Source organism: Marinobacter sp. (assembly GCF_046484525.1).
GTDB lineage: Bacteria > Pseudomonadota > Gammaproteobacteria > Pseudomonadales > Oleiphilaceae > Marinobacter.
The window spans coordinates 1-25444 of record NZ_JAWOIS010000018.1; the positions used below are offsets into that span (position 1 = coordinate 1).

At 59.3% G+C, this 25444-nt stretch carries 24 protein-coding genes and 2 pseudogenes; 14 read left to right on the forward strand and 12 right to left on the reverse strand.

Annotation, left to right across the window (positions count from 1 at the left end; genetic code table 11):
• Together R6W86_RS04220 and R6W86_RS04225 are read left to right on the forward strand one after the other, a co-directional pair.
• Nucleotides 1-818, forward strand: a pseudogene (locus R6W86_RS04220) (hypothetical protein); the annotation flags it as partial.
• A 9-nt stretch (nt 819-827) separates the two neighbouring features.
• Nucleotides 828-1637, forward strand: a complete 810-nt coding sequence (locus R6W86_RS04225) for a mechanosensitive ion channel family protein (protein ID WP_410328139.1) — start codon at nt 828-830, stop codon at nt 1635-1637.
• Here R6W86_RS04225 and dctP read toward each other — a convergent pair.
• Nucleotides 1611-2711 carry a TRAP transporter substrate-binding protein DctP gene (gene dctP, locus R6W86_RS04230; RefSeq protein WP_410328140.1) on the reverse strand — a complete coding sequence of 367 codons (1101 nt, stop codon included), beginning with the start codon at nt 2709-2711 and terminating at the stop codon, nt 1611-1613. The two genes, R6W86_RS04225 and dctP, sit on opposite strands and share 27 nt — an antisense overlap.
• A 164-nt stretch (nt 2712-2875) precedes the next feature.
• Nucleotides 2876-3277, reverse strand: a complete 402-nt coding sequence (locus tag R6W86_RS04235; RefSeq protein ID WP_410328141.1) for a DUF4168 domain-containing protein — start codon at nt 3275-3277, stop codon at nt 2876-2878.
• Nucleotides 3278-3474: 197 nt separating this feature from the next.
• Here R6W86_RS04235 and R6W86_RS04240 point away from each other — a divergent pair, with 197 nt between their 5' ends.
• Genes R6W86_RS04240 through R6W86_RS04255 form a run of 4 tightly spaced genes read left to right on the forward strand, consistent with a single transcriptional unit; the run spans nt 3475 to nt 7498 of the window.
• Nucleotides 3475-4947, forward strand: coding sequence for an ATP-binding protein (locus R6W86_RS04240; RefSeq protein ID WP_410328142.1), 1473 nt, complete (start codon nt 3475-3477; stop codon nt 4945-4947).
• The gene (locus R6W86_RS04245; protein WP_410328143.1) at nt 4944-6329 is read left to right on the forward strand and encodes a sigma-54-dependent transcriptional regulator; all 1386 of its coding nucleotides are present in this window, start codon (nt 4944-4946) and stop codon (nt 6327-6329) included. The genes R6W86_RS04240 and R6W86_RS04245 overlap by 4 nt, the downstream gene beginning before the upstream one ends.
• Nucleotides 6322-7230, forward strand: coding sequence for a DMT family transporter (locus R6W86_RS04250; protein WP_410328144.1), 909 nt, complete (start codon nt 6322-6324; stop codon nt 7228-7230). The genes R6W86_RS04245 and R6W86_RS04250 overlap by 8 nt, the downstream gene beginning before the upstream one ends.
• Nucleotides 7220-7498, forward strand: coding sequence for a GIY-YIG nuclease family protein (locus R6W86_RS04255; protein ID WP_410328145.1), 279 nt, complete (start codon nt 7220-7222; stop codon nt 7496-7498). The genes R6W86_RS04250 and R6W86_RS04255 overlap by 11 nt, the downstream gene beginning before the upstream one ends.
• Here the strand turns inward: R6W86_RS04255 and R6W86_RS04260 are convergent.
• Nucleotides 7476-8369, reverse strand: coding sequence for an alpha/beta hydrolase (locus tag R6W86_RS04260; RefSeq protein WP_410328146.1), 894 nt, complete (start codon nt 8367-8369; stop codon nt 7476-7478). The genes R6W86_RS04255 and R6W86_RS04260 overlap by 23 nt on opposite strands.
• A 134-nt stretch (nt 8370-8503) precedes the next feature.
• Here R6W86_RS04260 and R6W86_RS04265 point away from each other — a divergent pair, with 134 nt between their 5' ends.
• The gene (locus tag R6W86_RS04265; protein WP_410328147.1) at nt 8504-9502 is read left to right on the forward strand and encodes an alpha/beta hydrolase; all 999 of its coding nucleotides are present in this window, start codon (nt 8504-8506) and stop codon (nt 9500-9502) included.
• A gap of 54 nt (nt 9503-9556) precedes the next feature.
• The gene (locus R6W86_RS04270; RefSeq protein WP_410328148.1) at nt 9557-10213 is read left to right on the forward strand and encodes an OmpA family protein; all 657 of its coding nucleotides are present in this window, start codon (nt 9557-9559) and stop codon (nt 10211-10213) included.
• Nucleotides 10214-10274: 61 nt separating this feature from the next.
• Here R6W86_RS04270 and R6W86_RS04275 read toward each other — a convergent pair whose 3' ends face one another.
• Nucleotides 10275-10559, reverse strand: coding sequence for a hypothetical protein (locus R6W86_RS04275; RefSeq protein WP_410328149.1), 285 nt, complete (start codon nt 10557-10559; stop codon nt 10275-10277).
• A 234-nt stretch (nt 10560-10793) separates the two neighbouring features.
• On the opposite strand from R6W86_RS04275, the gene R6W86_RS04280 reads away from it, so the two are divergent.
• A complete protein-coding gene (locus R6W86_RS04280; protein ID WP_410328150.1) occupies nt 10794-11066 on the forward strand; it encodes a hypothetical protein in 273 nt (90 codons plus the stop codon).
• A gap of 232 nt (nt 11067-11298) precedes the next feature.
• Nucleotides 11299-11934: pseudogene (locus R6W86_RS04285) on the forward strand (S8 family peptidase); the annotation flags it as partial.
• Between the two features lie 195 nt (nt 11935-12129).
• Here the strand turns inward: R6W86_RS04285 and serA are convergent.
• A complete protein-coding gene (gene serA, locus R6W86_RS04290) occupies nt 12130-13359 on the reverse strand; it encodes a phosphoglycerate dehydrogenase (protein WP_410328151.1) in 1230 nt (409 codons plus the stop codon).
• A gap of 189 nt (nt 13360-13548) precedes the next feature.
• On the opposite strand from serA, the gene R6W86_RS04295 reads away from it, so the two are divergent.
• Both R6W86_RS04295 and R6W86_RS04300 read left to right on the forward strand, forming a co-directional pair.
• On the forward strand, nt 13549-14952 hold the full coding sequence (locus tag R6W86_RS04295; RefSeq protein WP_410328152.1) for an FAD-binding oxidoreductase: 1404 nt from the start codon (nt 13549-13551) through the stop codon (nt 14950-14952).
• Nucleotides 14952-15638 (forward strand): SIR2 family NAD-dependent protein deacylase, encoded by a 687-nt coding sequence (locus R6W86_RS04300; RefSeq protein WP_410328153.1) that lies wholly within the window; start codon nt 14952-14954, stop codon nt 15636-15638. Before R6W86_RS04295 ends, R6W86_RS04300 begins: the two co-directional genes overlap by 1 nt.
• A gap of 54 nt (nt 15639-15692) precedes the next feature.
• Here R6W86_RS04300 and R6W86_RS04305 read toward each other — a convergent pair whose 3' ends face one another.
• From R6W86_RS04305 to R6W86_RS04325, 5 genes are all read right to left on the reverse strand, one after another.
• Nucleotides 15693-17030: an ABC1 kinase family protein gene (locus R6W86_RS04305; RefSeq protein WP_410328154.1), complete on the reverse strand. Its 1338-nt coding sequence runs from the start codon at nt 17028-17030 to the stop codon at nt 15693-15695.
• Between the two features lie 61 nt (nt 17031-17091).
• Nucleotides 17092-17754: a fumarylacetoacetate hydrolase family protein gene (locus R6W86_RS04310; protein WP_410328155.1), complete on the reverse strand. Its 663-nt coding sequence runs from the start codon at nt 17752-17754 to the stop codon at nt 17092-17094.
• 20 nt (nt 17755-17774) lie between these two features.
• The gene (locus tag R6W86_RS04315) at nt 17775-18317 is read right to left on the reverse strand and encodes an adenine phosphoribosyltransferase (RefSeq protein ID WP_410328156.1); all 543 of its coding nucleotides are present in this window, start codon (nt 18315-18317) and stop codon (nt 17775-17777) included.
• A gap of 30 nt (nt 18318-18347) precedes the next feature.
• The gene (locus tag R6W86_RS04320) at nt 18348-19646 is read right to left on the reverse strand and encodes an NCS2 family permease (RefSeq protein ID WP_410328157.1); all 1299 of its coding nucleotides are present in this window, start codon (nt 19644-19646) and stop codon (nt 18348-18350) included.
• Between the two features lie 151 nt (nt 19647-19797).
• On the reverse strand, nt 19798-20415 hold the full coding sequence (locus tag R6W86_RS04325; protein WP_410328158.1) for a trimeric intracellular cation channel family protein: 618 nt from the start codon (nt 20413-20415) through the stop codon (nt 19798-19800).
• A gap of 201 nt (nt 20416-20616) precedes the next feature.
• Between R6W86_RS04325 and R6W86_RS04330 the strand changes: the two genes are divergently transcribed.
• Both R6W86_RS04330 and R6W86_RS04335 read left to right on the forward strand, forming a co-directional pair.
• Nucleotides 20617-21186, forward strand: coding sequence for a BLUF domain-containing protein (locus R6W86_RS04330; protein WP_410328159.1), 570 nt, complete (start codon nt 20617-20619; stop codon nt 21184-21186).
• Nucleotides 21187-21335: 149 nt separating this feature from the next.
• On the forward strand, nt 21336-22316 hold the full coding sequence (locus R6W86_RS04335; protein ID WP_410328160.1) for an NADPH:quinone oxidoreductase family protein: 981 nt from the start codon (nt 21336-21338) through the stop codon (nt 22314-22316).
• 204 nt (nt 22317-22520) lie between these two features.
• On the opposite strand, the gene R6W86_RS04340 is transcribed toward R6W86_RS04335, so the two are convergent.
• The gene (locus R6W86_RS04340) at nt 22521-24347 is read right to left on the reverse strand and encodes a long-chain-acyl-CoA synthetase (protein WP_410328161.1); all 1827 of its coding nucleotides are present in this window, start codon (nt 24345-24347) and stop codon (nt 22521-22523) included.
• Nucleotides 24344-25444, reverse strand: a 1101-nt coding sequence (locus R6W86_RS04345; RefSeq protein WP_410328162.1) for a biotin/lipoyl-containing protein, incomplete at its 5' end; no start/stop codon positions are given. The genes R6W86_RS04345 and R6W86_RS04340, both read right to left, overlap by 4 nt.

Genomic DNA, 25444 nt, shown 5'->3' on the forward strand with positions numbered 1-25444 from the left:
GGGAAGATGCCCGCCGTTGGTGGGATGAACAGAATCTGACCGGGCCCTGGGTCATTCCCGAGCTGGCGGATTTCTGGCTTCGTCATACCTCCGGTTTTGCCCTCATCAGCGAGTTGTTACGGCGTATCGCCTCCGGTCAGGTTGGGCCCGGATTGGTGGGCTGCTCCAGCTGGTGCTGGCAATTTTGGGAAAGTTATCTGCCGGATGCCCATCTCAGCCCCCTGACTCCCGCGCCCCTGGATGCCGAACGGCTGGGGCAGTGGTTGGAATATCTTGCCGCTTCCCGTGATCAGCGGGCGATCACGGCGCGAATGACCGACGATGGCCTTTACGTGTTGCCGGTTGAAAATCCGCCCGACGCAGAAAAACGCAAACATGCAGGCTTTCTGAGGGATCTGGCAACAGCCTGCCGTGGTATTCCCGGAGTTGCCCTTTCGATCTGGCAGCATTCCTTGCGCTCCCGACCCGAGGACGAGATGGACGAGGCCGAGGGTGGCGGAGAGCAAAAAAGCCAGGGCCGAAGCTGCTGGGTGGTGCCGCTGGATCAGTTGAGCCTGCCCGCCATGCCCAAAAGTACCGACCGCGCGATCGGTTTTGTGCTGCACGCACTTTTGCTTCATGACGGTCTGGACGACGAACGGATTGCCCTGGTAACCGGCATCGGCCAGCCGGAGTTGCAGCTGGCCCTGGCCCGACTGGCCCGGGCGGAGATGGTGTCTTTCGGGGAGGCTTCCGGGCGCTGGCATGTCACGCCACTGGGCTATCCCACTGTCCGGCGTCACCTGCAAGGCTGGGGCTATCCGGTGGATGTATTCTGAGGAGGGTTTATGGAAGACATGGGGCAGGGGCTCAAGGAAACTTTTTCCGCCATTACCTGGGAAGCATTGGTGGAGGCCTTGCTGGTGGTCGCCGCCGCGGCGCTGCTGATATTCCTTATCCAGAAGCTGGTTCCGCGCGTTGCCGGCAAGCTCGGTGGCAAGTCCCGGCTGTATCTGCTCGCCTCAGTGCCATTGGCGCGGTTGCTGATCATTATCATCACGGTGATCGTGGTGGTGCCGATTCTGGTAGAGCCGTCCTTCGAGAACATGATTGCGATTTTCGGGGCCCTCGGGTTGGCGCTGGGCTTCGCCTTCAAAGACTACGCCAACAGTCTGATCGCCGGTATCGTCACGCTCTATGAGATGCCCTATCGGCCCGGTGACTGGATAGAGGTGGATGGCAAGTACGGTGAGGTCCGTTCGATCGGAACCCGGGCCGCAGAGATGGTGACGCCGGATGATACCGTCGTCATCATCCCCCATGGCAAACTCTGGAACGCGCTGATCGGTAACGGCAACGACGGTTCGGAAAACCTGATGTGCGTGGCCGAGTTCCATCTGGCGCCACATCATGATGTCCGCCGGGTGATGGCGTTGCTGCGGGATGTGGCGTTTGCCTCGCCCTATACCAAGACCATGAGACCGGTCGTGATTGTGGTGGCCAACAAGGCCTGGGGCATGACCTACCGTCTTAAGGCCTATCCCCTGGAGCCGAGGGACCAGTACCAGTTTATCAGTGACCTGACGGCAAGGGGCTCAGAGGTGTTGGCCGGGGAAGGGTTAACCTTTGCATCAGTCCCCGTTGCCGTCAGTGCCTGAGGCCTGCTGGCGTTCCAGCGCCGCAATCATGTTCCGGAGTGACTCCAGGATCCGCTGGCCCCGCTCGCCAGCCTGCCTGAGATAAACCTCTTGCGCCGACTGGCTTGCCTGCCGGAACGCATCCCGCTCCTGTTCGGTGAGCCTGATCACCGAAAGCTGGCCTTCTTCGAGCATGGCTTCCAGTCTGGTCCGGTTCAGCTCCTCCTGGATATCCCAGGCTTCCTTGCCGACCTCGATCAGAGCCATTGCGAGCCAGTCCTGTTGCTGCTCCGGCAACTGCGCATACCATTCGGGATTGGCAACAACCGATGAGATGAAATGGGCGGCCCGGGCCATGGTCAGGGTGTCCTGAACCTCATAAAACCCCATTTCCTCGATAGCGAAGATCGGGTTGGTCTGGCCATCAATCTGCTTCAACTGCAGATCACTGTAGACTTGGGAATAGGGCGTCTGCAGTGGGTCAGCGCCATAGTTGCGGAACGCCTCGGCTGACATTTGTGAGGTCATGGTCCGGATTCTCAGGCCTTCGAAATCGGCGGGTGTCTTCAGCGGTTTGTTGGCTGTCCAGGCATTCCATCCCTCGGGCACAAACCCCAGGAGCGTCAGTAGCTTTTCGTTATAGGCGGCGGAGAACAGCCGGGTCAGTTCGTTCCCGGAAAACAGTGCCCGGGTGATGGCTTCGTCGTCCGGCAAGACATAGTGCAACGTGAAGATTCCGGTTTCCGGAATAAGGTCGGCCAGGTGCCCGGGAGATGCGAAGGCGAGATCAACAGAGCCGTTGCGCACCAGTTCGGTCAGCTGGGAGGAAGTACCCAGGGAGCCGTAGGGAAAAATATCCAGCTCCACCTTACCGTCGGAGGCTTCTTCAATACGGCTCTTCAGTGCTTCGGCATAGGCGTGCTGAACACTGCCTTCAATCTCTTCCAGGGCAAATCGCCAGGTGTTCGGGTAGTCCTCCTGGCTGGATGTTGTGGTGGGGGGCGTATCCCTGTCTTCAGGGGCATCGGAACAGCCCGCGGCAAAGAACGCCACAACGGCAAACAATGACCAGATCCACGAGTGTCGGCATTGCATTTCTGGACTCCGGGTGCATTCCTGGCGGTCGGGTTTATCCCGCAAAGATAACACAAGATGGCATCCGGGGTTATATTCGTTACCCGGCGGTGCAAAATCAAAAAAAAGCCCCGCAGAGGGTGCGGGGCAAAACTGATGAGCATGGGTTGCTGCCGGTTGCGTGCTTACATCAGGGCGTCAACACGGTTGCGAACCTTGGGTTCGCTGTTATAGGCAGTGGCAATGGCATTGTACGTGGGGATGTCCATGCCGGCATCGCGGATGATCTTGACCATGTGGTCGTTGGCTTCCATCTGGAGTTGCTTGGCCTTCTCCTGGGAGTCGGCGGACTCGATTTTCTCGATGTATTCCTCACGAACCTCCATCAGGCCGGACTGGGCTTCTACAAACTGGCGCAGTTCGGCATCGCTGTAATTGGTTTTCTGGGTTCCGGCAGCCTCGGGATTGGCGTAACCATCGGACTCTGTGGCGACCGGTTCGCTGTCCTGGTTCTGTTGCTGGGCGACGGCCGGCGCGGCTGCGAGCAGTGCCAGTGAGGCGGTAACGGATACGAGCAGTTTATTCATCGGATGCTCCTTTTCGGTTTGCGGTATTTGTGAATGTAAGAAATGGGTATCAAGCGGCGTGCCAACTTTTTACCGCTTGAAAAGCGTTTTAAATTCAGTTGGTTGCGTTATTTTTCCGGTTACACTTCTGTAATTCGTGTTGTGGCAGAATGTCACATGTGGCAAAAACGTGTGACATTTATGTCAAAAGGTGAGTCATGAGACTGTCGCTGCGAAAAGCCAGTCGCGTTTTTCGTTCCCTCCAGATCACCCTGTTGCTGAGCATTGTGGTGCCACTGCTGTTGATTAGCGGTATTGCGATCTATGTCGGTCTCGGTGCCGTGGAGAAGAATCTCAACGACCGGCTTCGGGAAGATCTGGAGTTGGTCGCCAGAGCGGTGAGCGGGCCGCTCTCGCAGGCTTTGTCGGATGACAATGAACTGGTCATGGGGGAATCACTCAAATCCATCTTCCGTATTGGCCGGATCTCGGGCGCCTCGGTGTTTGATGACCAGGGCAACCGGATCGACAGCCTGGGGCTGGCCGACCGTGACGTAACCGACAGCGCTAGTGCCGAAGAGGTTATCGTCAGCGGCCGCCTGGGCGGGGCCTTCCGTCGGGTGGAGGGTGAGTCGGTGTTTTCCCAGTTTACCCCTCTGGTGACAGAGGATGGCCGGATACAGGGGTTGTTGCAGGTCACACGTAAGCGTAGCGATTTTCATGAATTGGTCGCGTCTTTGCGGATCTGGGCGGTATCGATCTGGTCGGTACTGGCTGTGACCATCATTCTGGTGGTGATCCTGGGACATTACGGCACCGTCGGACGTCATGTGGCGCGGCTGTTATCGCTGATGTCTGAAATGGCGCCCGGTCAGTGGCGGGTGACGGAGCCTGCCTCCGGACCCCGGGAGTTGCGGCAGATCCATGCCGGGCTGTCTGCCATGGGGGAGAGGATGGCCCAGGCTGAATCTGAAATTGAGGCCCGGATCGAGCGGGAGCGGGAGCTGGCAGAACAGCTGAGGCACCAGGAAAAAGTTGCCATGATCGGCAGGGTCGCCGGTGGTGTCGCTCACGAGCTGGGTGCACCCCTGAATGTGGTTCATGGTCGGGCCCGTATTCTGGAACGTCAGATGCAGGACGAGCCAATGCGCCGACAGATCCGGGATATCCAGCACCAGGTTTCCAGAATGACCACCATCATCCAGCAGTTGCTGGATTGCTTCCGACACGTGCCCGACTCCCGGAGGCCGGCCGTGTTGGCGGACATGGTCTCAGATGCGTTGACCCAGGCCAGGGAAGATGAACGCTGTCGTTGCCAGCAGCTCGGCAGCGAGGGCCTGGATCTGAAGGCACAGGTTCGTGCGGAGCCGATCCGGGTGGAACTGGCGTGTCTGAATGTGATCCGTAATGCCTGTCAGGCTGCGAGCAGCCGGGTGCGGGTAACGGTGCTGGAGCATGGAGCTGAGCTGGAGGTGCGGGTTGATGATGATGGGCCGGGTATCGCCCCTGATCGCCGGGAGGAGATCTTCGAGCCCTTTCACACCTCGCGTGCGGCGGGGGAAGGGACCGGTCTTGGGCTGGCAGTGGTCAGTAGCGTCATGAAGGAGCATGGAGGGCATGTCGAGGTCGCGAAGAGTGATCTTGGCGGGTGCCGCATGAGCTTGTTTTTCCCGAGGGAGGACGACACATGAATTTTCCCGGCGCAAACATTCTGTTGGTGGAAGACGACCAAAGTCTTGGCCAGTTGCTGGCCGAAGAACTGGGAATGGACGGCTACCGGGTACACGTCGCGGGCTCGGTTGGCTCTGCAGCGCAGCATCTTGAAGAGGCGAGCCCGGACTTGGTGGTCTCCGACCTGCGACTACCGGATGGCGATGGCTTGCAGATCCTGGGCAGGCTCCAGAGCGAGGGCGGCAATGTACCGTTCATCGTGATCACCGCATTCGGGACGGTGGACCAGGCGGTGGAGGCTCTCAAGGCGGGCGCGGATGACTTCCTGACCAAACCGTTGTCCACGGATCATCTGCGGCTGAAGATCCGCCGCCTGCTGGCACACGCGGACATCAGTCGCCAGTTGGCGGAGATCAAGGGCAGGGAGCAGGGTGACGGTGCATTCGGACTGCTGGGAGATAGCCGTGCCATGGACCGCCTGCGGGCGGAAATCCGGCAGGTGGCCCGGAGTCAGGCTGCGGTTCTGATCAACGGTGAGAGTGGCACCGGTAAAGAACTGGTGGCCCGTGCCATTCACCGGCAGAGCGATCGCAAGGACATGCCTTTTCTGGCGGTCAACTGTGCGGGCATCCCGGCGGAACTCATGGAAAGCGAGTTTTTTGGCCATGAGGCGGGTGCATTTACCGGTGCCCGCCAGGCTCGCAAGGGGCTGTTTGCCGAGGCGGACGGTGGGACCCTGTTGCTGGATGAAATCGGCGAGATGCCGATGGCGTTACAGGCCAAATTGCTCCGGGTTCTCCAGGAAGGCAGGATAAAACCGGTTGGTGCCGATCAGGAAGAGCCGGTGGATGTGCGCATCCTGGCGGCCACCCACGTTGATCTGCACCGGGCCGTGGCCGAAGGAGGCTTCCGGGAGGACCTCTATTATCGCCTCGAGACTTTGGCAATCAACGTTCCGCCACTGTGTGAGCGCGGTGATGATATTGATCTGCTTGCCATGCACTTTCTCAGGGATGCCGCCAGGCGCCAGGGCCGGGGATTCATGAAGCTGAGTGAGGTGACATCCCGGTTACTGATGGATTACCCGTTTCCGGGCAATGTCCGGGAACTGGCCAGTGCCATGGAGCGGGCTGTCACCTTCTGTGAAGGCGATACTATCCATCCGGAACATCTGCCGGATCGGATTCGTAAGCGCCGGGCTGAAGTAGCTGCAGATCCGGCACCATCCGGGGATGGTAATCTCGCCCGATGGCCAACCCTGGAGCAGCTGCAGCAGGATTATGTAACCCGGGTGATGGATGCCGTCGATGGCAACAAGAGGAGGGCAGCCCAGATTCTCGGCATTAACCGCCGTACACTTTATCGTTGGCTCGAAAACCAGGGAGAACGCGCCGGTGACTGATCAGAAACGGGCCATGATGTACGGCCTTGCCACGGTTCTTCTCTGGTCAACCGTCGCCACTGCGTTCAAGCTCGCACTTCGTGATCTCGCACCGGCCCAGATGCTCCTGATCGCCTGCTCGGCTTCGGTGCTGGTCATGGCGGTCATATTGATGCTTCAGCGTCGATGGCATCTGGTGTTTTCCCTGTCCCGCCGCCAATACCTGCAGTCGGTGGGTATGGGGCTGGTCAATCCCTGCCTGTACTATTTCGTGCTGTTCGGTGCGTTTGACCGGCTGCCGGCCCAGGAGGCCCAACCACTCAACTACACCTGGGCGCTGGTACTCGCCTACCTGTCCGTGCCCTTTCTGGGCCAGAAGCTCAGACGGGTAGACATTCTCGCGGGCCTGGTTTGTTATGCGGGCGTGGTCGTCATCGCCACCCGAGGTGAGGTGACTTCCCTGACCTTCTCCGATCCGTTAGGCGTGGGGCTGGCCCTTGGCAGCACCCTGATCTGGGCCTCCTACTGGATCATTGCCACCCGCGACGAGCGCGACCCCGTGGTGGGTCTGTTCCTGAATTTCCTGTTCGGCTTGCCAGTGATTGCGGTGGTCTGCGGGCTGACCGAGGGTTTTGAGATGCCGTCCGGCATATCGTTGGCCGCTGCCGTTTATGTGGGCGTGTTCGAAATGGGGCTGGCGTTTGTGCTTTGGTCGTACGCCATGAAGAAAGCGGAGAATACCTCGAAGGTCAGTAACCTGATCTTCATCTCGCCGTTCCTGTCCCTGGTGTTTATCTATTTCATCCTGGGCGAGATTATCCTGCCATCCACCTACATCGGCCTGGTGCTGATCATGGGTGGCCTGTGGCTGCAGCAGCGCAAGGTCAAGGCCAGGGAAGCGGAATTGGCCCATGAGCAGTAATTGGCACCTCTACCTGGTGCGAACCGCATCCGGTGCGCTGTATACCGGTATCTCCACGGACGTGGAGCGGCGTTTTGCCGAGCATCAGGCCGGTGCGCCAAAAGGGGCGCGCAGTCTTCGGGGCAAGGGCCCTCTGGAACTGGTTTTTCGGGGGCAGGCCGGTGATCGCAGCCGGGCTTCCCGGCTGGAGTGGTACGTCAAGCGCTGGCCGCGCTCGCGCAAGGAAGCACTGATCCGGGGCGAAATCAGCCTGTCAGATGTGTCCTGATATGATCGCCAGCCGTTTCTACAGCTTCAGTCGCCCGGCGTAGCTGGCCACTGTGGACCTGGAACACGTGCCAGAGGCTGTTGTAGATTTCCAGGTTAACGGCAACGTGGTCCCGTTTCGCCACTTGAGCCAGTCGTTCCGCGTCATTGAGCAGGATTTCATCGCTACCGACCTGGATCAGCATCGGCGGAAGGCCCGTGAGGTCTCCGAACACCGGTGATAAGAGCGGGTTGCCGAGTGGCTCCGCACCGGCATAGTGTTTTGCCGCCTTGGCGGTCCAGGCCGGTTGCAATACCGGTTCCAGCTCGGGCTGATAGAGCTGCGCCTGAGTCAGGTCGGTCCAGGGTGAGAATAGTGTCAGTGACGAGGGCACCGGCTGATTGCTATCCCGCAACCGCATGGCCAGCGACACGCATAGTCCGCCGCCGGCGGAATCACCGGCCAGTGCAACCTGTTCGGGTCTGTAGCCCTCGGAGAGAAGTTGCAGATAGGTTGCCTCGGCGTCGTCGAGGGCCGCCGGGAACGGATGCTCCGGCGCCAGCCGGTAATCCGGGGTCACCACCAGGCACTGACTGGCCTTCGCCAGATGGCCGGTGATGCCCCGGTGGGTATCCGCCGAGCCGATAATGAAGCCACCACCGTGCAGGTACAGAATGATGCCTTCCTGCTGTCTGCCACAACTGGTACGGACCACCGGCACACCGGCCAGGGTGCCATGGCTGAACCGGCAGCCACGGGGTGGAATCGAGCTGCGATAGGCCTGCCGGGTCAGGGCGCGCTGGACCCTGATGGGCACCGCTGGTGTCAGTATGGGACGCACCAGGCGGTTCATGGTTTGCCGAAGACCGGCCTCAAGAAGAGGTTGCAGCATCTGTGTTCTACTCCCGCTATGCGATAGGATGGCAGTCGATCAAGGAGCCTCTGATTAACTCCGCAGAGGCGATTCGGAGTTAATCAGAGGCTCCTTGATCTTATTCCTGAATCATGACAGGCGTTTAACTCTACGTGTACTGGAAAACGGATACCATAGAAATACCCGATTGGGACAGGCACTCGTTGCTGGAGCGGCTTGAGCCCTTCGACCCGCAGGGCGATCGGGAGCTGGGCGACGAGATGGTCGCGTACTGCCGGTTCTACGGCCTGGATCTCTGGCTGGAGCACCCGGAGGTGCATTATCACCAGGGCTACGTGCACGCAGGTGAGCATGAGGTCATGGTGCACTATTACCGGCTGACGGAATCCCGGGGCACGGTCTTTATCCTGCACGGCTACTTCGATCACGTCGGCTTGTACAGCCAGCTGATCGACCGTTGTCTGGGTGCTGGCCTGGATGTCCTGGCCTACGACCAGCCGGGGCACGGTCTCTCCAGCGGCACGCCGGCTGCGATAGGGAGTTTCCTGGAGTACCAGCAGGTGCTGACGGCCGTGCTGGATCAGGCCCGGGGCAAGGTGCGCGAGCCCTGGTTTGCGGTGGGACAGAGCACAGGCGGGGCGATTCTGATTGATTACCTGCTCTCGAACCAGCACTCGACCGAAACCTCGGACTTCAAGGAGGTGGTACTGCTGGCGCCACTGGTCCGGCCCATGGGCTGGCTTGGCGCGAAGGTTCTGCATACGCTGGTCAGGCCGTTCATTACCCGCTGGCGTCGAGTCTTTGCAGAAAACAGCAGTGATACCCGGTTCCTCCGCTTCCTGAAGGAACACGATCCGCTGCAGGCAAGGGCGGTGCATGTGGACTGGGTCACGGCACTGCGGCAATGGGTGCCGCATATTGAATCGGCCCGGCCGATCAACTTCCCGGTTACGGTAGTGCAGGGCGAGAAGGATCTGACCGTCGACTGGCAGCACAATCTGCGGATTATTCGCAATAAATTTTCCTCGGTAGAGGAACTGAGAATCCCGGACGGACGTCATCATCTAGTGAACGAAGCCCAGGATTTGCAGGCAACGGTATTCAATACCATCATTGATACATTCATCAGGAAGGCGGTGAAGGCGGCCTGAACCGGTCGCACACGAGAAACACCGCCGGGTTTTATAATGGCGCAGGAGAAAGCTGTGAAAAAAACGATTCTTGCATTTGCAGTAGCTACCGTGGGTCTGGGTGGCTGCATGACCTACGATCCATACACCGGCGAAGAGAAGACCTCGAGCGCAACCAAGGGCAGCATCATTGGTGCGATCGGCGGTGCCGCCGTGGGTGCTGCAACGTCCAGCAGCAGTGACCGGGGCAAGGGCGCCCTGATCGGCGCGGCCAGTGGTGCTGCTATCGGTGGTGGTATCGGTTACTACATGGACAAGCAAGAAGCAGAGCTGCGCCGGAAGCTGGAAGGCACTGGTGTGCGGGTAGTCCGTAATGGTGATCAGATCGAGCTGGTCATGCCGGGCAACATCACCTTTGACCTGAACCAGTCGTCCATCAAGCCGTCCTTCACCGGTACCCTGGGGTCTGTAGCGCTGGTCCTGAAGGAATATGACAAGACCGTCATCCAGATCGAAGGCCACACCGACAGTTCCGGCTCCGACAGCTACAACCAGCTGTTGAGTGAGCAGCGCGCCGGTTCAGTGCGGGATTTCCTGCTGAATCAAGGTATCGAGCCGAAGCGTACCCGTGCTGTGGGCTATGGTGAGCGCTATCCCATTGCTTCCAACGACACTGCCGCCGGGCGTGAGCAGAACCGTCGGGTGGAGTTGACTCTGGTACCGATGCAATAAGGTTCAGGGAAACCGAAAAGGCTCCGGGTGTGAAAACGCCGGAGCCTTTTTTGTGACTGACTCAGTTCGTGTTGCTGGGCAACCACTCGTCGATACGCTGTTTGAGGTCATCCAACTGATCCTCACCTGATACCTTCAGCTCACCGAGCTTGGTCCTGGCGGTTTCTATCTGGTCCTCGAGGGACTGGATCTTCTCCGAAAACTCTTTCTGGATCTCAGCCTCCGCCTTGTCATCCTCGGCCTTGGCCATTTTGGCGTCCGCCTCTGCCCGTAGCTGGTCGATCTGCCTGCTCCAGTGCTCAGTCTGGGTTTGCAGTTTGTTCAACAGGGACTCCCTGAGTGACATCACCTTTCTCCTGTCGCTGTATGAAAGGGCTGGTCGGAACCAAGCTGTACTTTAACCATGGCTCGTATCCTTGCTTTCTCAAGGGAGAATGCGGGATTTTTCATTAAATCTATGAAACCCCACCTTGTATTGGCCCCTTCTGCATGGACTTCATCGCCCTCTGACGCAACCTTGTGCGGGTAGTTCCACAACAAATCCACGAAGGAAAGGAGCCGATACCAGATAAAAATAACTTTGACCGCCACCTGTCTCAGCATTGCCCTGGTGGCAGCCATACCTGCCCATGGAGGGCTGCTGGATGGTGAAACTCAACAGACCGGCAGTGAACCGACGCTACAGGCCGGAGACATCGTGCCGGGACGTTACATTCTTCGCCTGGACCCGGAACTTCCGAGCCTGCTCGGGGTGGCAGACCTCCGTGCCGGTGTCGATGCCATCCTGGTGGCCGTGGGGGGAGGTGAGATCCTTCACCTGTATCAGACCGCCCTCACCCAGTGCGGCGGTTGAGCTGAGCGAAGCACAGACGGCCATGCTCGAGTCCATGCCGGGTGTGCTGGCAGTGGAGCCGGATACGGTTGTCATGGCCAATGCTACCCAGGCGGATGCCACCTGGGGCCTGGACCGCGTGGATCAGGCGTACCTCCCGCTGAATGAAACCTACCAGTATCCGGATCAGGCCGGCGGCGGTGTCAATGTGTATGTCATCGATACCGGGCTCCGGGCCTCCCACCAGGAATTCATGGGCCGGGTCATTGAGGGGCGTAACTTCGCAGTGAACGACACAGGTCTCTTGGGCCTCGGTGCGCTGCCGTTGGTTGGCTCGCTGCTCAACCTCGGTGGGGAGACTGACCCGTCTGATACCTCCGACTGTAACGGCCATGGTACCCATGTCGCCAGCACGGCTGTTGGCAGCACCTATGGTGTCGCCAAGCAGGCGTCGGTGGCTGCAGTAAGGGTGCTGGATTGCTCGGGCGCGGGCAGCAATGCCGACGTGATTGCCGGCGTTGACTGGGTGGCGGAAAATCACCAGCCTCCCGCGGTGGCGAACATGTCGCTGGGTGGTGGCAATTCCGATGCGCTTGATGAGGCTGTAAGTGGGGCGGTCGATCGGGGTGTGACCTTTGTGGTGGCAGCTGGCAACAGTGATGCCGACGCCTGCAGCGGTTCCCCGAACCGGGTACGCGAGGCCATTACCGTTGGCAGTAGCACCCGCGAAGACCAGCGTTCGTCGTTCTCCAATTTCGGGACCTGTCTGGACTTGTTCGCTCCGGGCTCCGACATTACCGCTGCCTGGTACCAGAGCGACACTGAAACCAACACCATCAGCGGAACGTCCATGGCCTCACCTCATGTGGCCGGGACTGCGGCGCTGTTGCTGGGGACTGATCCGGGGCTGACGCCCGCTCAGGTTGACACAGCGCTGGACGAGCTGGCCGCGACCAATGTGCTCGGAGATACCAAGAGCGAATCACCGAACCTGTTGCTTCAGGTTCCGCGCGTGACCTTCCGACATAAAAAGCCCGGGCGTTGGCCCGGGCTTCTGGTGGTACTGCAATCCTCGCCTTGCGGTTCAGAACAGCACGCGGCAGCGGATAGTGCCCTTGACCTTGCGCAGCTTCTCGAGCGCCAGCTCGCTGTATGCCTTGTCCACATCGATCACCACGTAACCGATGTCCTCCTTGGTCTGCAGGTACTGGCCACACACGTTGATTTCGTTCTCGGAGAACACCTGGTTGATTTCGGACATCACGCCCGGCACGTTCTCGTGGATGTGCAGCAGGCGGTGCTGGTTCGGGTGCGAGGGCAGCGCCACTTCCGGGAAGTTCACGGAGGAAACGGAGGTGCCGTTGTCGCTGTACATGGCCAGCTTCTCCGCCACTTCACGGCCGATGTTCTCCTGGGCTTCCATGGTGGAGCCGCCCACGTGCGGGGTCAGGATGACGTTGTCGAACTCGCGCAGCGGAGAGACGAACTCCTCGTTGTTGGACTTGGGTTCCACCGGGAATACGTCAATGGCAGCGCCCAACAGCTTGCCGGAGCTTAGGGCATCGGCGAGAGCGTCGATATCCACCACGGTGCCACGGGAGGCATTCATCAGGATGCTGCCCGGCTTCATCTGGGCAAACTGCTCGGCCTTGAACATGTACTTGGTGGCCGGGGTTTCCGGTACGTGCAGGGATACGACATCCGCGATGTTGAGCAGCTCCTGCATGGTGCCGACCTGGGTGGCGTTGCCGATCGGCAGCTTTGAGACTACATCGTAGAAGTACACATCCATGCCCAGGCTCTCGGCAAGGACACTGAACTGGGTACCGATGTTGCCATAGCCGATGATGCCCAGTTTCTTGCCACGGATCTCGAAGCTGTTCTTGGCGGACTTCAGCCATTCGCCGCGATGGGCCTTGGCATTCTTTTCGGGTACGCCACGCAGCAGCAGGATGGCCTGGGCCAGCACCAGTTCCGCCACCGAACGGGTGTTGGAGAAAGGCGCGTTGAATACCGCGATACCGCGACGGGTGGCCGCCTTGAGGTCCACCTGGTTGGTGCCGATACAGAAGCAACCTACCGCCACCATTTTCTGGGCGGCTTCAAATACTTTCTCGGTCAGTTGGGTGCGTGAGCGGATACCGATAAAATGCGCGTCCGCAATTTTCTCGATCAACTCTTCTTCGCCCAGTGAGTGAGTCAGATACTCGATGTTGGTGTAACCCGCAGCATTCAGGGTATCAATGGCAGATTGATGCACGCCTTCCAGCAGCAGGATCCGGATTTTGCTCTTTTCGAGAGACGTATTTGACATTGGCTTGCTTCCGAACCTTTCGTCACATGAAATGACCTGGAGCCAGAGATCGTCGGGCTGGCTCACAGAACAGGGGCGGTATGATACCATAAACGGAGATTTTCACAGCGCGCCGGTTTGCCTGAAACAACTCCCTGTGAATGGCCTGGCAACAGGCCCCGGCCCAACCCTGACGAGAATGACGCACTCATGAGTTCTGAACAGATCATTGCCTCCCTCAAAGAACTGATTGCCACTGGCGATACCCCGGGCAAGGTGCTGACCGACCCGGCGGATCTGGATACCTACGGCAAGGACTGGACCAAAATTTTTCCGCCCAAGCCCCTGGCCATTGCATTGCCGAAGACTACTGAGCAGGTGCAGGCTTTGGTCAGGTTCGCCAACGAGAACCAGGTAGCCCTGGTGCCTTCCGGCGGCCGTACCGGGCTGAGTGCCGGAGCGGTTGCCGCCAATGGTGAGGTGGTGGTTGCGTTCGATAACATGAACCAGATCCTCGATTTCAACGCCAGTGACCGCACCGTCCGGTGCCAGGCCGGCGTGGTGACTGAGCAGTTGCAGAACTTTGCCGAGGAGAATGATCTCTATTACCCGGTGGATTTCGCGTCCGCCGGCTCCAGCCAGCTTGGCGGAAACCTGTCCACCAATGCCGGCGGTATCAAGGTGATTCGTTACGGTATGAGCCGGGACTGGGTCGCAGGCCTGAAAGTGGTGACCGGCAAGGGCGACGTTCTGAATCTGAATAAGGATCTGGCCAAGAACAACACGGGCTATGATCTGCGCCACCTGTTTATCGGCGCCGAGGGTACCCTGGGCTTCATCACCGAGGCCACCATGAAGCTGACCCGCAAACCGGACGATCTCACCGTGCTGGTGCTGGGTCTGAATGACCTCACCAACACCATGGACGTGCTCCAGGCATTCCAGAGGAAGCTGGACCTGACCGCCTACGAGTTTTTCTCCCACGAGGCCATGCAGCATGTGCTGGCCCATGGCCAGGTACAGGCACCGTTCGAGACCGAGGCGCCTTACTACGCGCTGCTCGAATTCGAGGCGGTGTCCGACCAGGTGATGGACGATGCCATGGAGCTGTTCGAACAATGTGTTGAAGAGGGTTGGGTGCTGGACGGTGTGATCAGCCAGAGCGAAACCCAGGCCCAGAACCTGTGGCAGCTGCGGGAGCGCATCTCCGAGTCCATCGCGCCCCGGATTCCCTACAAGAACGATATTTCTGTGGTGGTCTCCAAAGTGCCGGGTTTCCTGGAGGAAATTGACAGCGTGGTGGCCGAGCATTATCCGGATTTCGAAATCATCTGGTTCGGCCACATCGGTGATGGCAACCTGCACCTGAACATCCTCAAGCCGGAGGATATGGCCAAGGAAGACTTCTTCGAGAAGTGCCAGCAGGTGAATAAGTGGGTGTTCGAGATTGTCCAGCGCTACGAGGGTAGCGTATCCGCCGAACACGGCGTGGGCATGACCAAGAAGCCGTATCTGCAGTACACCCGCAGCGAGGCGGAAATCGCCTACCTGAAGGGCATCAAGCAGGTATTTGATCCGAACGGTATCATGAACCCGGGCAAGATCTTCGACTGATGCAGGACCATATCGTCGTACTCACCGGCGCTGGCATCAGCGCCGAAAGCGGTCTCTCCACTTTCCGTGACAATGGCGGCCTGTGGGAGCAGTACAGCGTGTATGACGTGGCCACGCCCGAAGCCTTCGAGCGCAATCGGGAGCTGGTGTTGCGCTTCTACAACGAGCGCCGTCGCCAGCTGAGCGGCGCCCAGCCCAACCAGGCCCATCGCCTGCTGGCTGAGCTGGAGAACCGTTACCGGGTGACCATCGTGACCCAGAACGTAGATGACCTGCACGAGCGGGGCGGTTCTTCCGAGGTGATCCATCTTCACGGAGAGCTGACCAAGGCCCGCAGCTGCATTGATCCCGGGCTGATCTACGACATCGGCTACAACGACATCAACCCCGGTGACCGCTGTGACCGAGGCGAACAGCTCCGCCCGCACATCGTCTGGTTCGGTGAGGAAGTGCCGATGTTGGAGAAAGCCGGCGAAGTAGTGCGCACGGCCGACTACCTGTTGATCGTGGGTACCTCGTTACAGGTCTATCCCGCAGCGGGGCTGGTGTATGAGGTGGATATGGATGTGCCGATTACCGTGATTGACCCTGGCGAGCCCGCCTCGGTGTCCCGCGCGAATGTGATTCGCAAGGGAGCCAGTGAAGGGGTTGCCGAGTGGGTGTCGAGGCTTGCGGGTAACCGGTAGGTGAACATGGGGTCAGATGAAAGCTTTCATCTGACCCCGACTTAACGCTCAGTCTTACTCAGGGGTCAGATGAACGCCTTCATCTGACCCCATCTTCAGATATCTCTCCAATTCCGACCGAAACGCCGCCTGAACCCCCAGCCGCTTCAGCATCCAGTAATGCCCGGCAATCATCCGGTCGATAAAGATGCTCTCCACCGGTGGCTTGAAATAATCCAGGTACTTGAACACCGTGCTGGTCTTGGCCGCCACAAGCTTGTGAATATCCGCCTCGGCGAAATCGTAGGGCTCGTCGCCTTGGAACGGAACAATAAGAATATCCCGCCACATGGCGTAATAGGCCTCTTCCACCGCCGGCTGGCTGCCAACTCTCGCGCCCAGGTCGATCAGGTGCCGGTCCAGGGCCTCGTAGTCTTCCTCCAGTGCCGCGATGAGCGCCTTGCGGTAGGCTTCCACAATTTTCGGTTTCAGCTTCTTCACACAGCCGAAATCGTAAAGGATGACGCTGCCATCCGGGCGGTAGGCAAAATTACCGGCGTGGGGGTCGCCGTGGATACACTGGAACCGGAACAGCTGGTCCGCCATGATCATGAAAATCCGGTGGCCGATGAGATTGATCGTGTCCTGGTTATAACGGTCCGGGGTCACCTGACTGACGTGATCGCCTTCCATCAGCTCCAGGGTAAGGACCCGGCGGGTGGAATGGCTATGGATCACGGCCGGGATCAGCACCCACTGCTGATCCTTGTGGAACTCCCGAAACAGCCCGATATTCCTGGCCTCGTTCTCGTAATCCAGTTCCTCCCTGAGTCTCTCCCGGATCTCCGCGAACAGCTGATCGACGGATTCCTTCGGCATTTTCAGCAGCCCGCCCAGGCGCAGGGTCATCCGGAGCTGCTTGAGGTCAGAGTCGCAGGACTCATCCACGCCCGGATACTGAATCTTAACGATAACATCGGTGCCGTCGTGCAACCGAGCCCGGTGCACCTGGCCAATGCTGGCGGAGGCGTAAGGCGCCTCCTGCACGTATTCGTAGAGTTCCCCCAGCGGTTTGCCCAGCTCGGATTCGATCTGCTCGACAATCACCTCAAAGGGCATGGGTGGCGCTTCTTTCTGGAGCTTCTCCAGTGCCTCTGAGAATTCCCTGGGCAAGAAATCCTGGGTCTGGGACGCGATCTGGCCAACCTTCATCACCGCACCCTTGAGCTCGCCGAGGGTGTCCGCGATCTGGCCGGCCATGCGGGTGTAGCTTTCGCTACGGGCGCCTTCGTCGTTTTCACTGCTTAACATCCGCCTTGCCCGCTGGCCGGCATACTGGCCAGCCACGGAGGCGGTCATGCCCGCGAGTTTGAAGAAGCGTCCTGTTCGGGAGGTAACCGGTTTTCTTGCCATGCCACTTATACGTCCGTTATCGGGGGAGGGATCGTCACTGACAACGGGCAGTCACGACGGTTCAGGTTACGCTTGTTTGCAGGAACAGCAAGTCGTCCAACTCCAAGGTCAGAGTCTGGCCGGATTGAAGCGGCCCGACGCCTTTCGGGGTGCCGGTCAGCACCACATCGCCGGGCATCAGGGAAAACTGGCTGCTGATATGGGCGATCAGTGGCACGATGGGATTGAGCATGTCCCGGGTGTCGCCGGTTTGGCGGCGTTCGCCATCCAGGTCCATAGTGAAATGGATATTGTCCCGGGGCAACTTGTCAGCGGCGACAAACGGGGACAGGGGGCAAGCACCATCGAACGCCTTTGCGCGCTCCCAGGGCTGGCCCTTTTCCTTCAGTTTGCTCTGGACGTCCCGAAGGGTGAGGTCCAGCGCCAGGCCGTAGCCGAGGATGGCCGATTCGGCTTCGCTGGCGGAAGCGTTGGTCAGGGGACGACCAATCAGCACCGCCAGTTCGGTTTCAAAATGAACTTCGCCACGATCCTTGGGAATCTCCAGGGGGCGGGTAATGTGAACCGCTGCTGTGGAAGGCTTGATAAACAGCAGCGGCTCGTCCGGAACCGGGTTGTTCAGTTCCTTGGCGTGTTCCGCGTAGTTGCGGCCAATGCAGACGATCTTGCCGAGTGGCAGATGGACCGGTGTGCCATCTTTCCAGTGGTGTTGGTAATCGGGCATGGCCGCCTCCTGAGTGTTGGTCAGTCTCCTTCGAACGAACACACAGTATAGACCTGAAGGCCTTCCTCCTGCAGCTTCCGCGAGCCGCCCAGGTCCGGCAGGTCAATCATCGCCGCCACTTCCACGATCTCGGCACCGATGCGGCGGATCAGGCGGGAGGCTGCGAGCATGGTGCCGCCGGTGGCGATCAGGTCGTCCACCAGAACCACCTTGTCGCCCGACTTGAACGCATCCTTATGCAACTCCACCGAGGCGGTGCCGTATTCCAGCTCATAGTCTTCCACCAGAGTGTCGAAGGGCAGTTTGCCTTTCTTGCGTACCAGCACCAGCGAAGCATTAAGCTCATAGGCCAGCGCCGAACCGATGATAAACCCGCGGGCATCGACGGCGGCCACGGCATCGATCTTGTGACCGTGGTAACGGTGGACGAAGGCGTCGATCAGCTTACGGAATGCGGTCTTGTCCTGCAGGACAGTGGTGATGTCGCGGAAGGTCACGCCGGGCTTTGGCCAGTCCGGAACGGTGCGGATGGCCTGCTTGATGCTTTCGGAGAAGTAATCCATGGGAGATCCGATAACAGGTCAGGATGCCGCTCAGGCGACATCCAGGAACATGAATTTCAGGACGAAGACAACGGCAATGGTCACGACGCTGGCATTGAGATCAGACCAGCGGCCAGACAGCGCCTTGATCACCGCGTAGGTAATGAAGCCCAGGGCAATGCCGTTGGCAATGGAGAAGGTCAGCGGCATGGTCAGCGCGGTGACAATGGCCGGGGCTGCGTCGGTAATGTCGTCCCAGTCTACCAGTTTCAGGCCGCTGGCCATCAGCACGGCCACATACAGCAGCGCTGGCGCGGTGGCATACGGAGGAATAATGCTGGCAATTGGAGACAGCAGCAGACACGCCAGGAAAAGTGCCGCGACCACTACCGCGGTCAGACCGGTCCGGCCGCCGGCGGAGATACCCGCGGTGGATTCGATGTAGCTGGTGGTGGTTGAGGTACCCAGCGCCGCACCGGACATGGTAGCAACGGAGTCGGACATCAGGGCCCGGCCGAGCCGCGGAAGCTTGCCGTCCTTGTCGAGCAGGCCACCACGCTGGGCGGCGCCGATGAGAGTTCCGGAGGTATCAAACAGGTCCACGAACAGGAAGGCAAAGATCACGCTGATCATGCCGACATTGAATGCGCCGGCCAGGTCCAGCTGCATGAAGGTCGGTGCCAGGCTCGGAGGCGCAGAGACAAAGCCCTTGTATTCGACCATACCCAGCATCATGGCAACTACGGTGATGGCCAGGATGCCGATCATCACGGCGCCGGTAATCTGGCGGAAGGACAGGGCACAGATCAGGACAAAGCCACCGAAGAACAGCAGGCTCTCGGCCACCTTGATGTCACCCAGGCCCACCAGGGTCGCGGGGTGATCAATCACGATACCTGCATTTTTCAGGGCGATCAGGGCCAGGAAGAAGCCGATGCCGGCCGAGATGCCGAAGCGCAGGGACATCGGGATACTGTTGATCAGCCACTCCCTGATCTTCATGATACTCAGGAGAAAGAAAATGAAGCCGGACAGGAACACCGCGCCCAGAGCCACTTCCCAGCTGTAGCCCATGCTGCCGACGACCGTAAACGAAAAGAATGCGTTCAGGCCCATGCCCGGAGCCAGGGCAATCGGATAGTTTGCCCACAGACCCATGATCAGGGTACCAATCGTTGCCGCCAGACAGGTGGCTACGAAAACCGCTCCGAAATCCATGCCGGTGGACGACAGGATGCTCGGGTTGACCACGATGATGTAAGCCATGGTCAGGAAGGTGGTAATGCCCGCAACCACTTCTTTACGAACAGTGGTGCCATGGGCCTGGAGTTGGAACAGTTGTTCAAGCATGACGTATGTCTGCCTCACAGAGTGCTGGAAGTTGGAGTTTGGGCCCGTTTTGGACCGAACGGTTTTGAATTGCGTGAAAAAACGGCAATGTTACCGCTTGAGCTTTCTCAGGCCAAGGGATGATTGACAGTTCAGTATTACAGAAATATGCCTATTGTTGCCCCGAGTCCCTTTGCAGACGAATATCGAAACGGACAGCCAGCATCCGGACGATCACAATGAACAGCAACCCGATGGTCAGGGCAAGCGCTTCGCTTTCCAGGGACCATTGGCAAACGAAGTACAACCAGCAGCCGGCAAACGAGATCGACGCATAGATCTGGTCCTTGCGGAAGATATACGGCACCTCGTTGCACAGGGTATCCCGCAGGGCACCACCGAAAGTGCCCGTCATGACCCCCAATAGCGAAGCAACAAACCAGGAATGACCGAGATCCAGCGCCAGTTGCGCGCCGAGGATGGAAAAAATGCCTAATCCGATCGCATCCGGGAACATGATACGGGATTCCCGCAGCCTGTGGGCCCGGCTCCAGTAACTGAACACAATGGCCATGGCCAGGATCAGGATGGGTTGCTCCTGATGCTTGATCCAATACAGCGGGTGATTATCCATCATCAGATCCCGCAGGGTCCCACCGCCCAGGGCCGTGATAAAGCCGATGGTAAACACACCCACAGGGTCCATGTTCTTGGAGCGCGCCACAATCATGCCGGAAATGGCAAAGGCGACGACGCCGATCATTTCAAGCAGGTAGATGATGTCGAACATGGAAAATCCCTGCAAACAGACTACAGAGCGGGCACAGGCCCGCGACAGGCCCGCGAAGGATAGCCGAAATCGTCCCCTGATTCATCTTTGATCCCGGCACCAGCATTCAGCCGAAGCATACCTGTGATCCGCAGCGACAGGTTCGAGCGTATCTTGCAGCCAACCTACTCTTTTCCCTTCGCCAATTAATGGAGACGCAGTATGTCCCTGATACGTCTGGCCTATGCCAGTGACGCTTCGTTTTATGCCTTGCCCGCAGAGAAAGGGGTGGAACCCCACGTTGCCCGGATTCTCCTGACTTCCCGGAAAAACAACGCCAGGGCAAACCTGGTGGGCGGCCTCTACTACGGTAATAACCGGTTTTTCCAATATCTGGAGGGGGAAGAAAGCGAAGTCCGGAAGACCTTCGGCCGGATAAAAGGAGATGATCGGCACCGGAACATCATGACCCTGATCGAGGAGCCCATCGAGGCGCGGACCTTCAGTGACTGGTCCATGAAATACGTCCCTTTATCCGCCGATGTGCGGAGATTTCTGGAGCGCCACGGACTGGACAGTTTCAACCCTCAGTCGTTTTCCTCGGAACAGTGTGAAGAGATGATCCAACTGATTCGTGAGTCAAAGCAGGACCAGAAGCTGGTCAACCATGATGAAGCGGTTACTGCTTCCTCCAGCCAACCCGCGGGCTTTTCTCCGGCCCTGCGGTTCGGTCTGATCGCTGCGGCGGTAAGCCTGGTTGGTGCGCTCATCTATGCCGGATCACTGCTCTGAGCATGTCCCGGAAAAGCCCGACAATAAGCGGCGTTTATTCTGAAAAATAAAGGATCCTGATTTGCCTCATGGCCCGAGAGTGTTTAGCTTGATTCCTGTCAAGAATTCCGGAATCGCTGGTCGAACAACAAACAATCTCGGGTGAATCCATGAAAGCCATACTCTGCAAGGAATACGGGCCCGCCGACAAACTGGTCATTGAAGAAGTACCCAGCCCGGAAGTGAAGGGCAGGGGAGTCAAGGTTCGGGTCAAGGCCGCCGGCCTGAACTTCCCGGACACCCTGATCATCGAGAACAAGTACCAGTTCAAGCCGCCCCTGCCGTTCTCGCCGGGCGGCGAAATGGCAGGCGAGGTTGTCGAAGTGGGCGAGAAAGTCACCCGCTTCAAGCCCGGTGACCGCGTCGCGGGTCTCACCGGCCACGGCGCCTTCGCAGAGGAAGTGGTGACCGCGGAGGACAACCTCCTGCCAGTACCGGATGGTATGTCCGATGAGAAAGCTGCCGCCTTCACCATGGTCTACGGCACCTCCTACCACGCCCTCAAGCAACGGGCCAACCTCCAGCCGGGCGAAACCCTGCTGGTTCTCGGCGCCAGCGGCGGCGTTGGCCTGGCCACTGTTGAGCTTGGCAAAGCCATGGGCGCCCGCGTCATCGCGGCAGCCAGCTCCGCCGAGAAACTGGCGGTCGCCAAAAAAGCCGGCGCCGCCGAGCTGATCAACTACTCCGAAGAACCCCTGAAGGAAACCGCCAAGAAGCTCACCAAGGGCAATGGCGTGGATGTGATCTACGACCCCGTCGGCGGCGATTTCACCGAACAGGCCCTGCGAGCCATGGCCTGGAACGGCCGTCACCTGATCGTCGGCTTCGCCGCCGGTGAGATTCCGAAGATCCCGGCGAACCTGACGTTGCTGAAGGGTTGTTCCGTGGTCGGTGTCTTCTGGGGCGATTTCACCCGCCGTGAGCCGGAGGTCAGTGCCCAGAACATGATGGATCTGATGAAGCTGTTCTCCGAGGGCAAGATTGATCCGAAAATCAGTGCCGTCTACGAATTCGAGGATTACGTGGAGGCCTTGGGGGCGCTCACTGGTCGCAAGGCTACCGGCAAGGTGGTGCTCAAGGTTGGGTCCTGAGTTGTAGTCTGATTTGGGCTCCTAGCCTGATTGGTTCGCGGGTGTGGTGAGGGTGGGTGCCCCCTCCCAAAAATGTAGAGGGCCAAGGACGGCCCGAAACAAGCGCACACGGACGTGCTTGTAGCGGTTTTTGGGAAGACTACCCCAGCCCGGCAAACTCCGGATCATGCAGGCTAGGGCCAAAACAAACGGGCCCGCCAAAAGTCAGAACCGAACCTCCCCAGAATCAATCCGGGAAACCAGCTCAGAATCAACCAAGGTGTACCCGGAAGTGCTCGGCAACCAGGCGTAGACTTCTTCACGGGGTCGGAGCGAGTAACCGAGCTTCTGGATATCCACCTTCCGGTACTTGAAGGTACCCGTCTTCTCGATGGCGTGGGTTACGCGGACAAAAACCGGGACCGCGTAGGGCGGCAGGTTATTCTGCAGGTAGGCGAACAGGCGATTGATGTCGAAATCCTTGCCGTTGTTGTGGGGCACCAATGTGACCATGCCGGCCTTGCCGTTGGTCCCGGGGATCTCAACGCCGTAGACGATGGCTTCCTCCACCATCCCCGAGCCATCAATGATGTTCTCCACCTCCGTGGTCGAGACGTTCTCCCCCTTCCAGCGGAACGTGTCCCCCATCCGATCCACGAACTGCAGGTGGCCCCAGCCGATTTCCTTCAAAACATCCCCGGTGTTGAACCAGGCATCGCCCTTCCTGAAGGCACCCCGGAGGATGGATTGCTCCGTGGCTTCCTTCTGGGTGTAGCCCTCGAACGACCATTTTTTGGTGATCTCGCCGATCAACAGACCAGGTTCGCCCTTCTTGACCTCTTCCAATTTGCCCTTCTCGTCGCGAATCGGATCCCGTGTCCCCTCGTGGTATTTCACCAGCTTGTAGGGTGCGGTGGAGAAGCCGACGGTGTTGTCCATGTTGAAGAAGTTGCTGAAGCCGATATTGCCCTCGGACGAGGCGTAGAGCTCCGCCACGGTTTCGATGCCGAATCGCTCCTTGAATTCTTTCCAGATGGACGGGCGCAGGCCGTTGCCGATCATCTTGGTCAGGGAGTGGTCGCGATCCCGGTCGCTCGGGGGCTGGTTCAGCAGATAGCGGCAGAGCTCGCCCACGTAGCCGAAGGTGGTGGCTTTGTAGCGGCGCACGTCGTCCCAGAATGCGGTGGCGGAGAACTTCCGGCGCAGGGCGATGGCGGAGCCACCGGCCAGTACCGAACCCCAGCACACCAGAAGGGCCGTGCCGTGGTAGAGGGGCAGGGTGCAGTAGAGGACATCTTCCGGCTCCATGGCCAGCGACATCATGCCGAAGCCGCCGTAGGCCTTGACGAACTTGCGGTGCGAGCCGGGTGCGGCCTTGGGCAGGCCGGTAGTGCCCGAGGTAAACAGGTAGATCGCGGTATCGCCCATGGTAGGCGGGTTGCTCAAGAGCGGGCGGGTGCCGGAATAACTGCTGAGCTGCTCCGCCATGTTGGTGTAGCCAGCCGGTGCCTCACCAAACATATTCAAGGTATTGGCGTCCGCCAGGAACTGGAAAGGCTGACTGTGCCGGGGGCGGATATCGTCGCGAATCGCCTCGATGCTGTCTACCAGTTCCTCCCCAACCACGATTACTCGCGGGTGGATCAGGTTGATGCTGTGGGCCAGTATCTTGCCCTTCTGGGAGGTATTGAGCATGGCGCATGCGATACCGACCTTGGCCGCACCAGCCACAACGGCAAGCAGCTCTGGCCGGTTTTCCAGCAAAACGGCAATCGCTTCGCCCCTCACCAGCCCCTTGTCTTTGAGATAGTGGGCAATGCGATTGCTCCAGGTGTCGAGTTCCCCCCAGGTGATGACACGGTCTTCGAACAGGATAGCGGGGCGATTGCGGTGTTTTTCAGCGTTCTGCTCGATCAGCTTGCCCAAGGTCAGGTCTGCGTTTTCATCCTTGACGGAGTAGTAGTAAAGACCCTTTGCTATGGCCGGAAACCGGCGAAGTACGCCGGGCAGGCTGCGGACAATGTCTCGGGCAGATACGTGGTCTTGGCTCATGTTTTCTCTTCAATGACTGTAATTTCCACCAGTAGCTGGCTGCGTTTGACCTGTTCCCCGGCACGGGTGTGCACGCCGGCGACAACGCCAGGTCGGTCGGCCTTGACCGGGTGTTCCATCTTCATGGCTTCGAGGATGACCAGGGTCTGGCCCTGCTCCACGGTTTCGCCTTCGGCCACCAGTACATCAATGATAGCCCCGTCCATGCTGGCCTGGAGCTTGCCGCTCCCGGCGCCGGCGCTGCCAGTCGCTGGCTGGTGAGTCACATCCCGCACCGACCAGGACTGGCCGAACGCCTGCAAATATAAGGAATCGCCTTCCCGGTGGTATTGGCAACGCTGACGAACGTCATTGTCGATGATGCATAACAGGCCATGGGAGTGGCTCTGGACATCCAGATGGTATTCGTCATCGCCGTGGCTCACAGATAGGCTGTTGCCGCTTTTGCGGACCTTCAGTTCCAGGGTTTCGCCCTGAACCGCCAGCTTGATGGGTATCACCGTTGCGGGCGCATTACTCCAGCCGCCTTGGCCCGAATTGCCAAGCCCCAGGGCGCAGGCGCTCAGGGCCAGTTCCCGGATGGTGAGTTTTTGCGGTGACAGGGATGGATCGTCGGCGAACGCGCTTTGCAGGAAGCCCGTAGTGGCTTCACCGGCGCCGAAGGTGTCATCGGCGATGATCTGGCTGAGGAACCAGCGGTTGGTGGTGACACCGAATACGGTTGTGTCCTCAAGAGCGCGAATCAGTCGGCGGCGTGCCTCATCCCGTGTCTGGCCCCAGGCGATGACCTTGGCCAGCATGGGGTCGTAGTGGGGGCTGACCGTATCGCCGGAGCGGACACCGGTGTCGTAGCGCAAGCCTTCACCTTCGGCAGGGTCAAATCGGTGAAGTTCGCCGGTCTGGGGAGTGAAGCCGTGGGCCGGATCTTCGGCGTAGAGGCGCACTTCGATGGCATGGCCGTTGAGTGTGATCTCCTCCTGCGCCAGCGGTAGGGGCTGGCCCTCGGCAACGGCAAGCTGCCAGGCCACCAGGTCCTGGCCGGTGATCAGTTCGGTGACGGGATGTTCCACCTGCAGGCGGGTGTTCATCTCGAGAAA

Coding starts and splice junctions, on each gene's coding strand:
- R6W86_RS04225 (WP_410328139.1), top strand. CDS start 828: ATGGAAGACATGGGGCAGGGGCTCAAGGAAACTTTTTCCGCCATTACC.
- dctP (WP_410328140.1), bottom strand. CDS start 2,711: ATGCAATGCCGACACTCGTGGATCTGGTCATTGTTTGCCGTTGTGGCG.
- R6W86_RS04235 (WP_410328141.1), bottom strand. CDS start 3,277: ATGAATAAACTGCTCGTATCCGTTACCGCCTCACTGGCACTGCTCGCA.
- R6W86_RS04240 (WP_410328142.1), top strand. CDS start 3,475: ATGAGACTGTCGCTGCGAAAAGCCAGTCGCGTTTTTCGTTCCCTCCAG.
- R6W86_RS04245 (WP_410328143.1), top strand. CDS start 4,944: ATGAATTTTCCCGGCGCAAACATTCTGTTGGTGGAAGACGACCAAAGT.
- R6W86_RS04255 (WP_410328145.1), top strand. CDS start 7,220: ATGAGCAGTAATTGGCACCTCTACCTGGTGCGAACCGCATCCGGTGCG.
- R6W86_RS04260 (WP_410328146.1), bottom strand. CDS start 8,369: ATGCTGCAACCTCTTCTTGAGGCCGGTCTTCGGCAAACCATGAACCGC.
- R6W86_RS04275 (WP_410328149.1), bottom strand. CDS start 10,559: ATGTCACTCAGGGAGTCCCTGTTGAACAAACTGCAAACCCAGACTGAG.
- serA (WP_410328151.1), bottom strand. CDS start 13,359: ATGTCAAATACGTCTCTCGAAAAGAGCAAAATCCGGATCCTGCTGCTG.
- R6W86_RS04295 (WP_410328152.1), top strand. CDS start 13,549: ATGAGTTCTGAACAGATCATTGCCTCCCTCAAAGAACTGATTGCCACT.
- R6W86_RS04300 (WP_410328153.1), top strand. CDS start 14,952: ATGCAGGACCATATCGTCGTACTCACCGGCGCTGGCATCAGCGCCGAA.
- R6W86_RS04305 (WP_410328154.1), bottom strand. CDS start 17,030: ATGGCAAGAAAACCGGTTACCTCCCGAACAGGACGCTTCTTCAAACTC.
- R6W86_RS04310 (WP_410328155.1), bottom strand. CDS start 17,754: ATGCCCGATTACCAACACCACTGGAAAGATGGCACACCGGTCCATCTG.
- R6W86_RS04315 (WP_410328156.1), bottom strand. CDS start 18,317: ATGGATTACTTCTCCGAAAGCATCAAGCAGGCCATCCGCACCGTTCCG.
- R6W86_RS04320 (WP_410328157.1), bottom strand. CDS start 19,646: ATGCTTGAACAACTGTTCCAACTCCAGGCCCATGGCACCACTGTTCGT.
- R6W86_RS04325 (WP_410328158.1), bottom strand. CDS start 20,415: ATGTTCGACATCATCTACCTGCTTGAAATGATCGGCGTCGTCGCCTTT.
- R6W86_RS04330 (WP_410328159.1), top strand. CDS start 20,617: ATGTCCCTGATACGTCTGGCCTATGCCAGTGACGCTTCGTTTTATGCC.
- R6W86_RS04335 (WP_410328160.1), top strand. CDS start 21,336: ATGAAAGCCATACTCTGCAAGGAATACGGGCCCGCCGACAAACTGGTC.
- R6W86_RS04340 (WP_410328161.1), bottom strand. CDS start 24,347: ATGAGCCAAGACCACGTATCTGCCCGAGACATTGTCCGCAGCCTGCCC.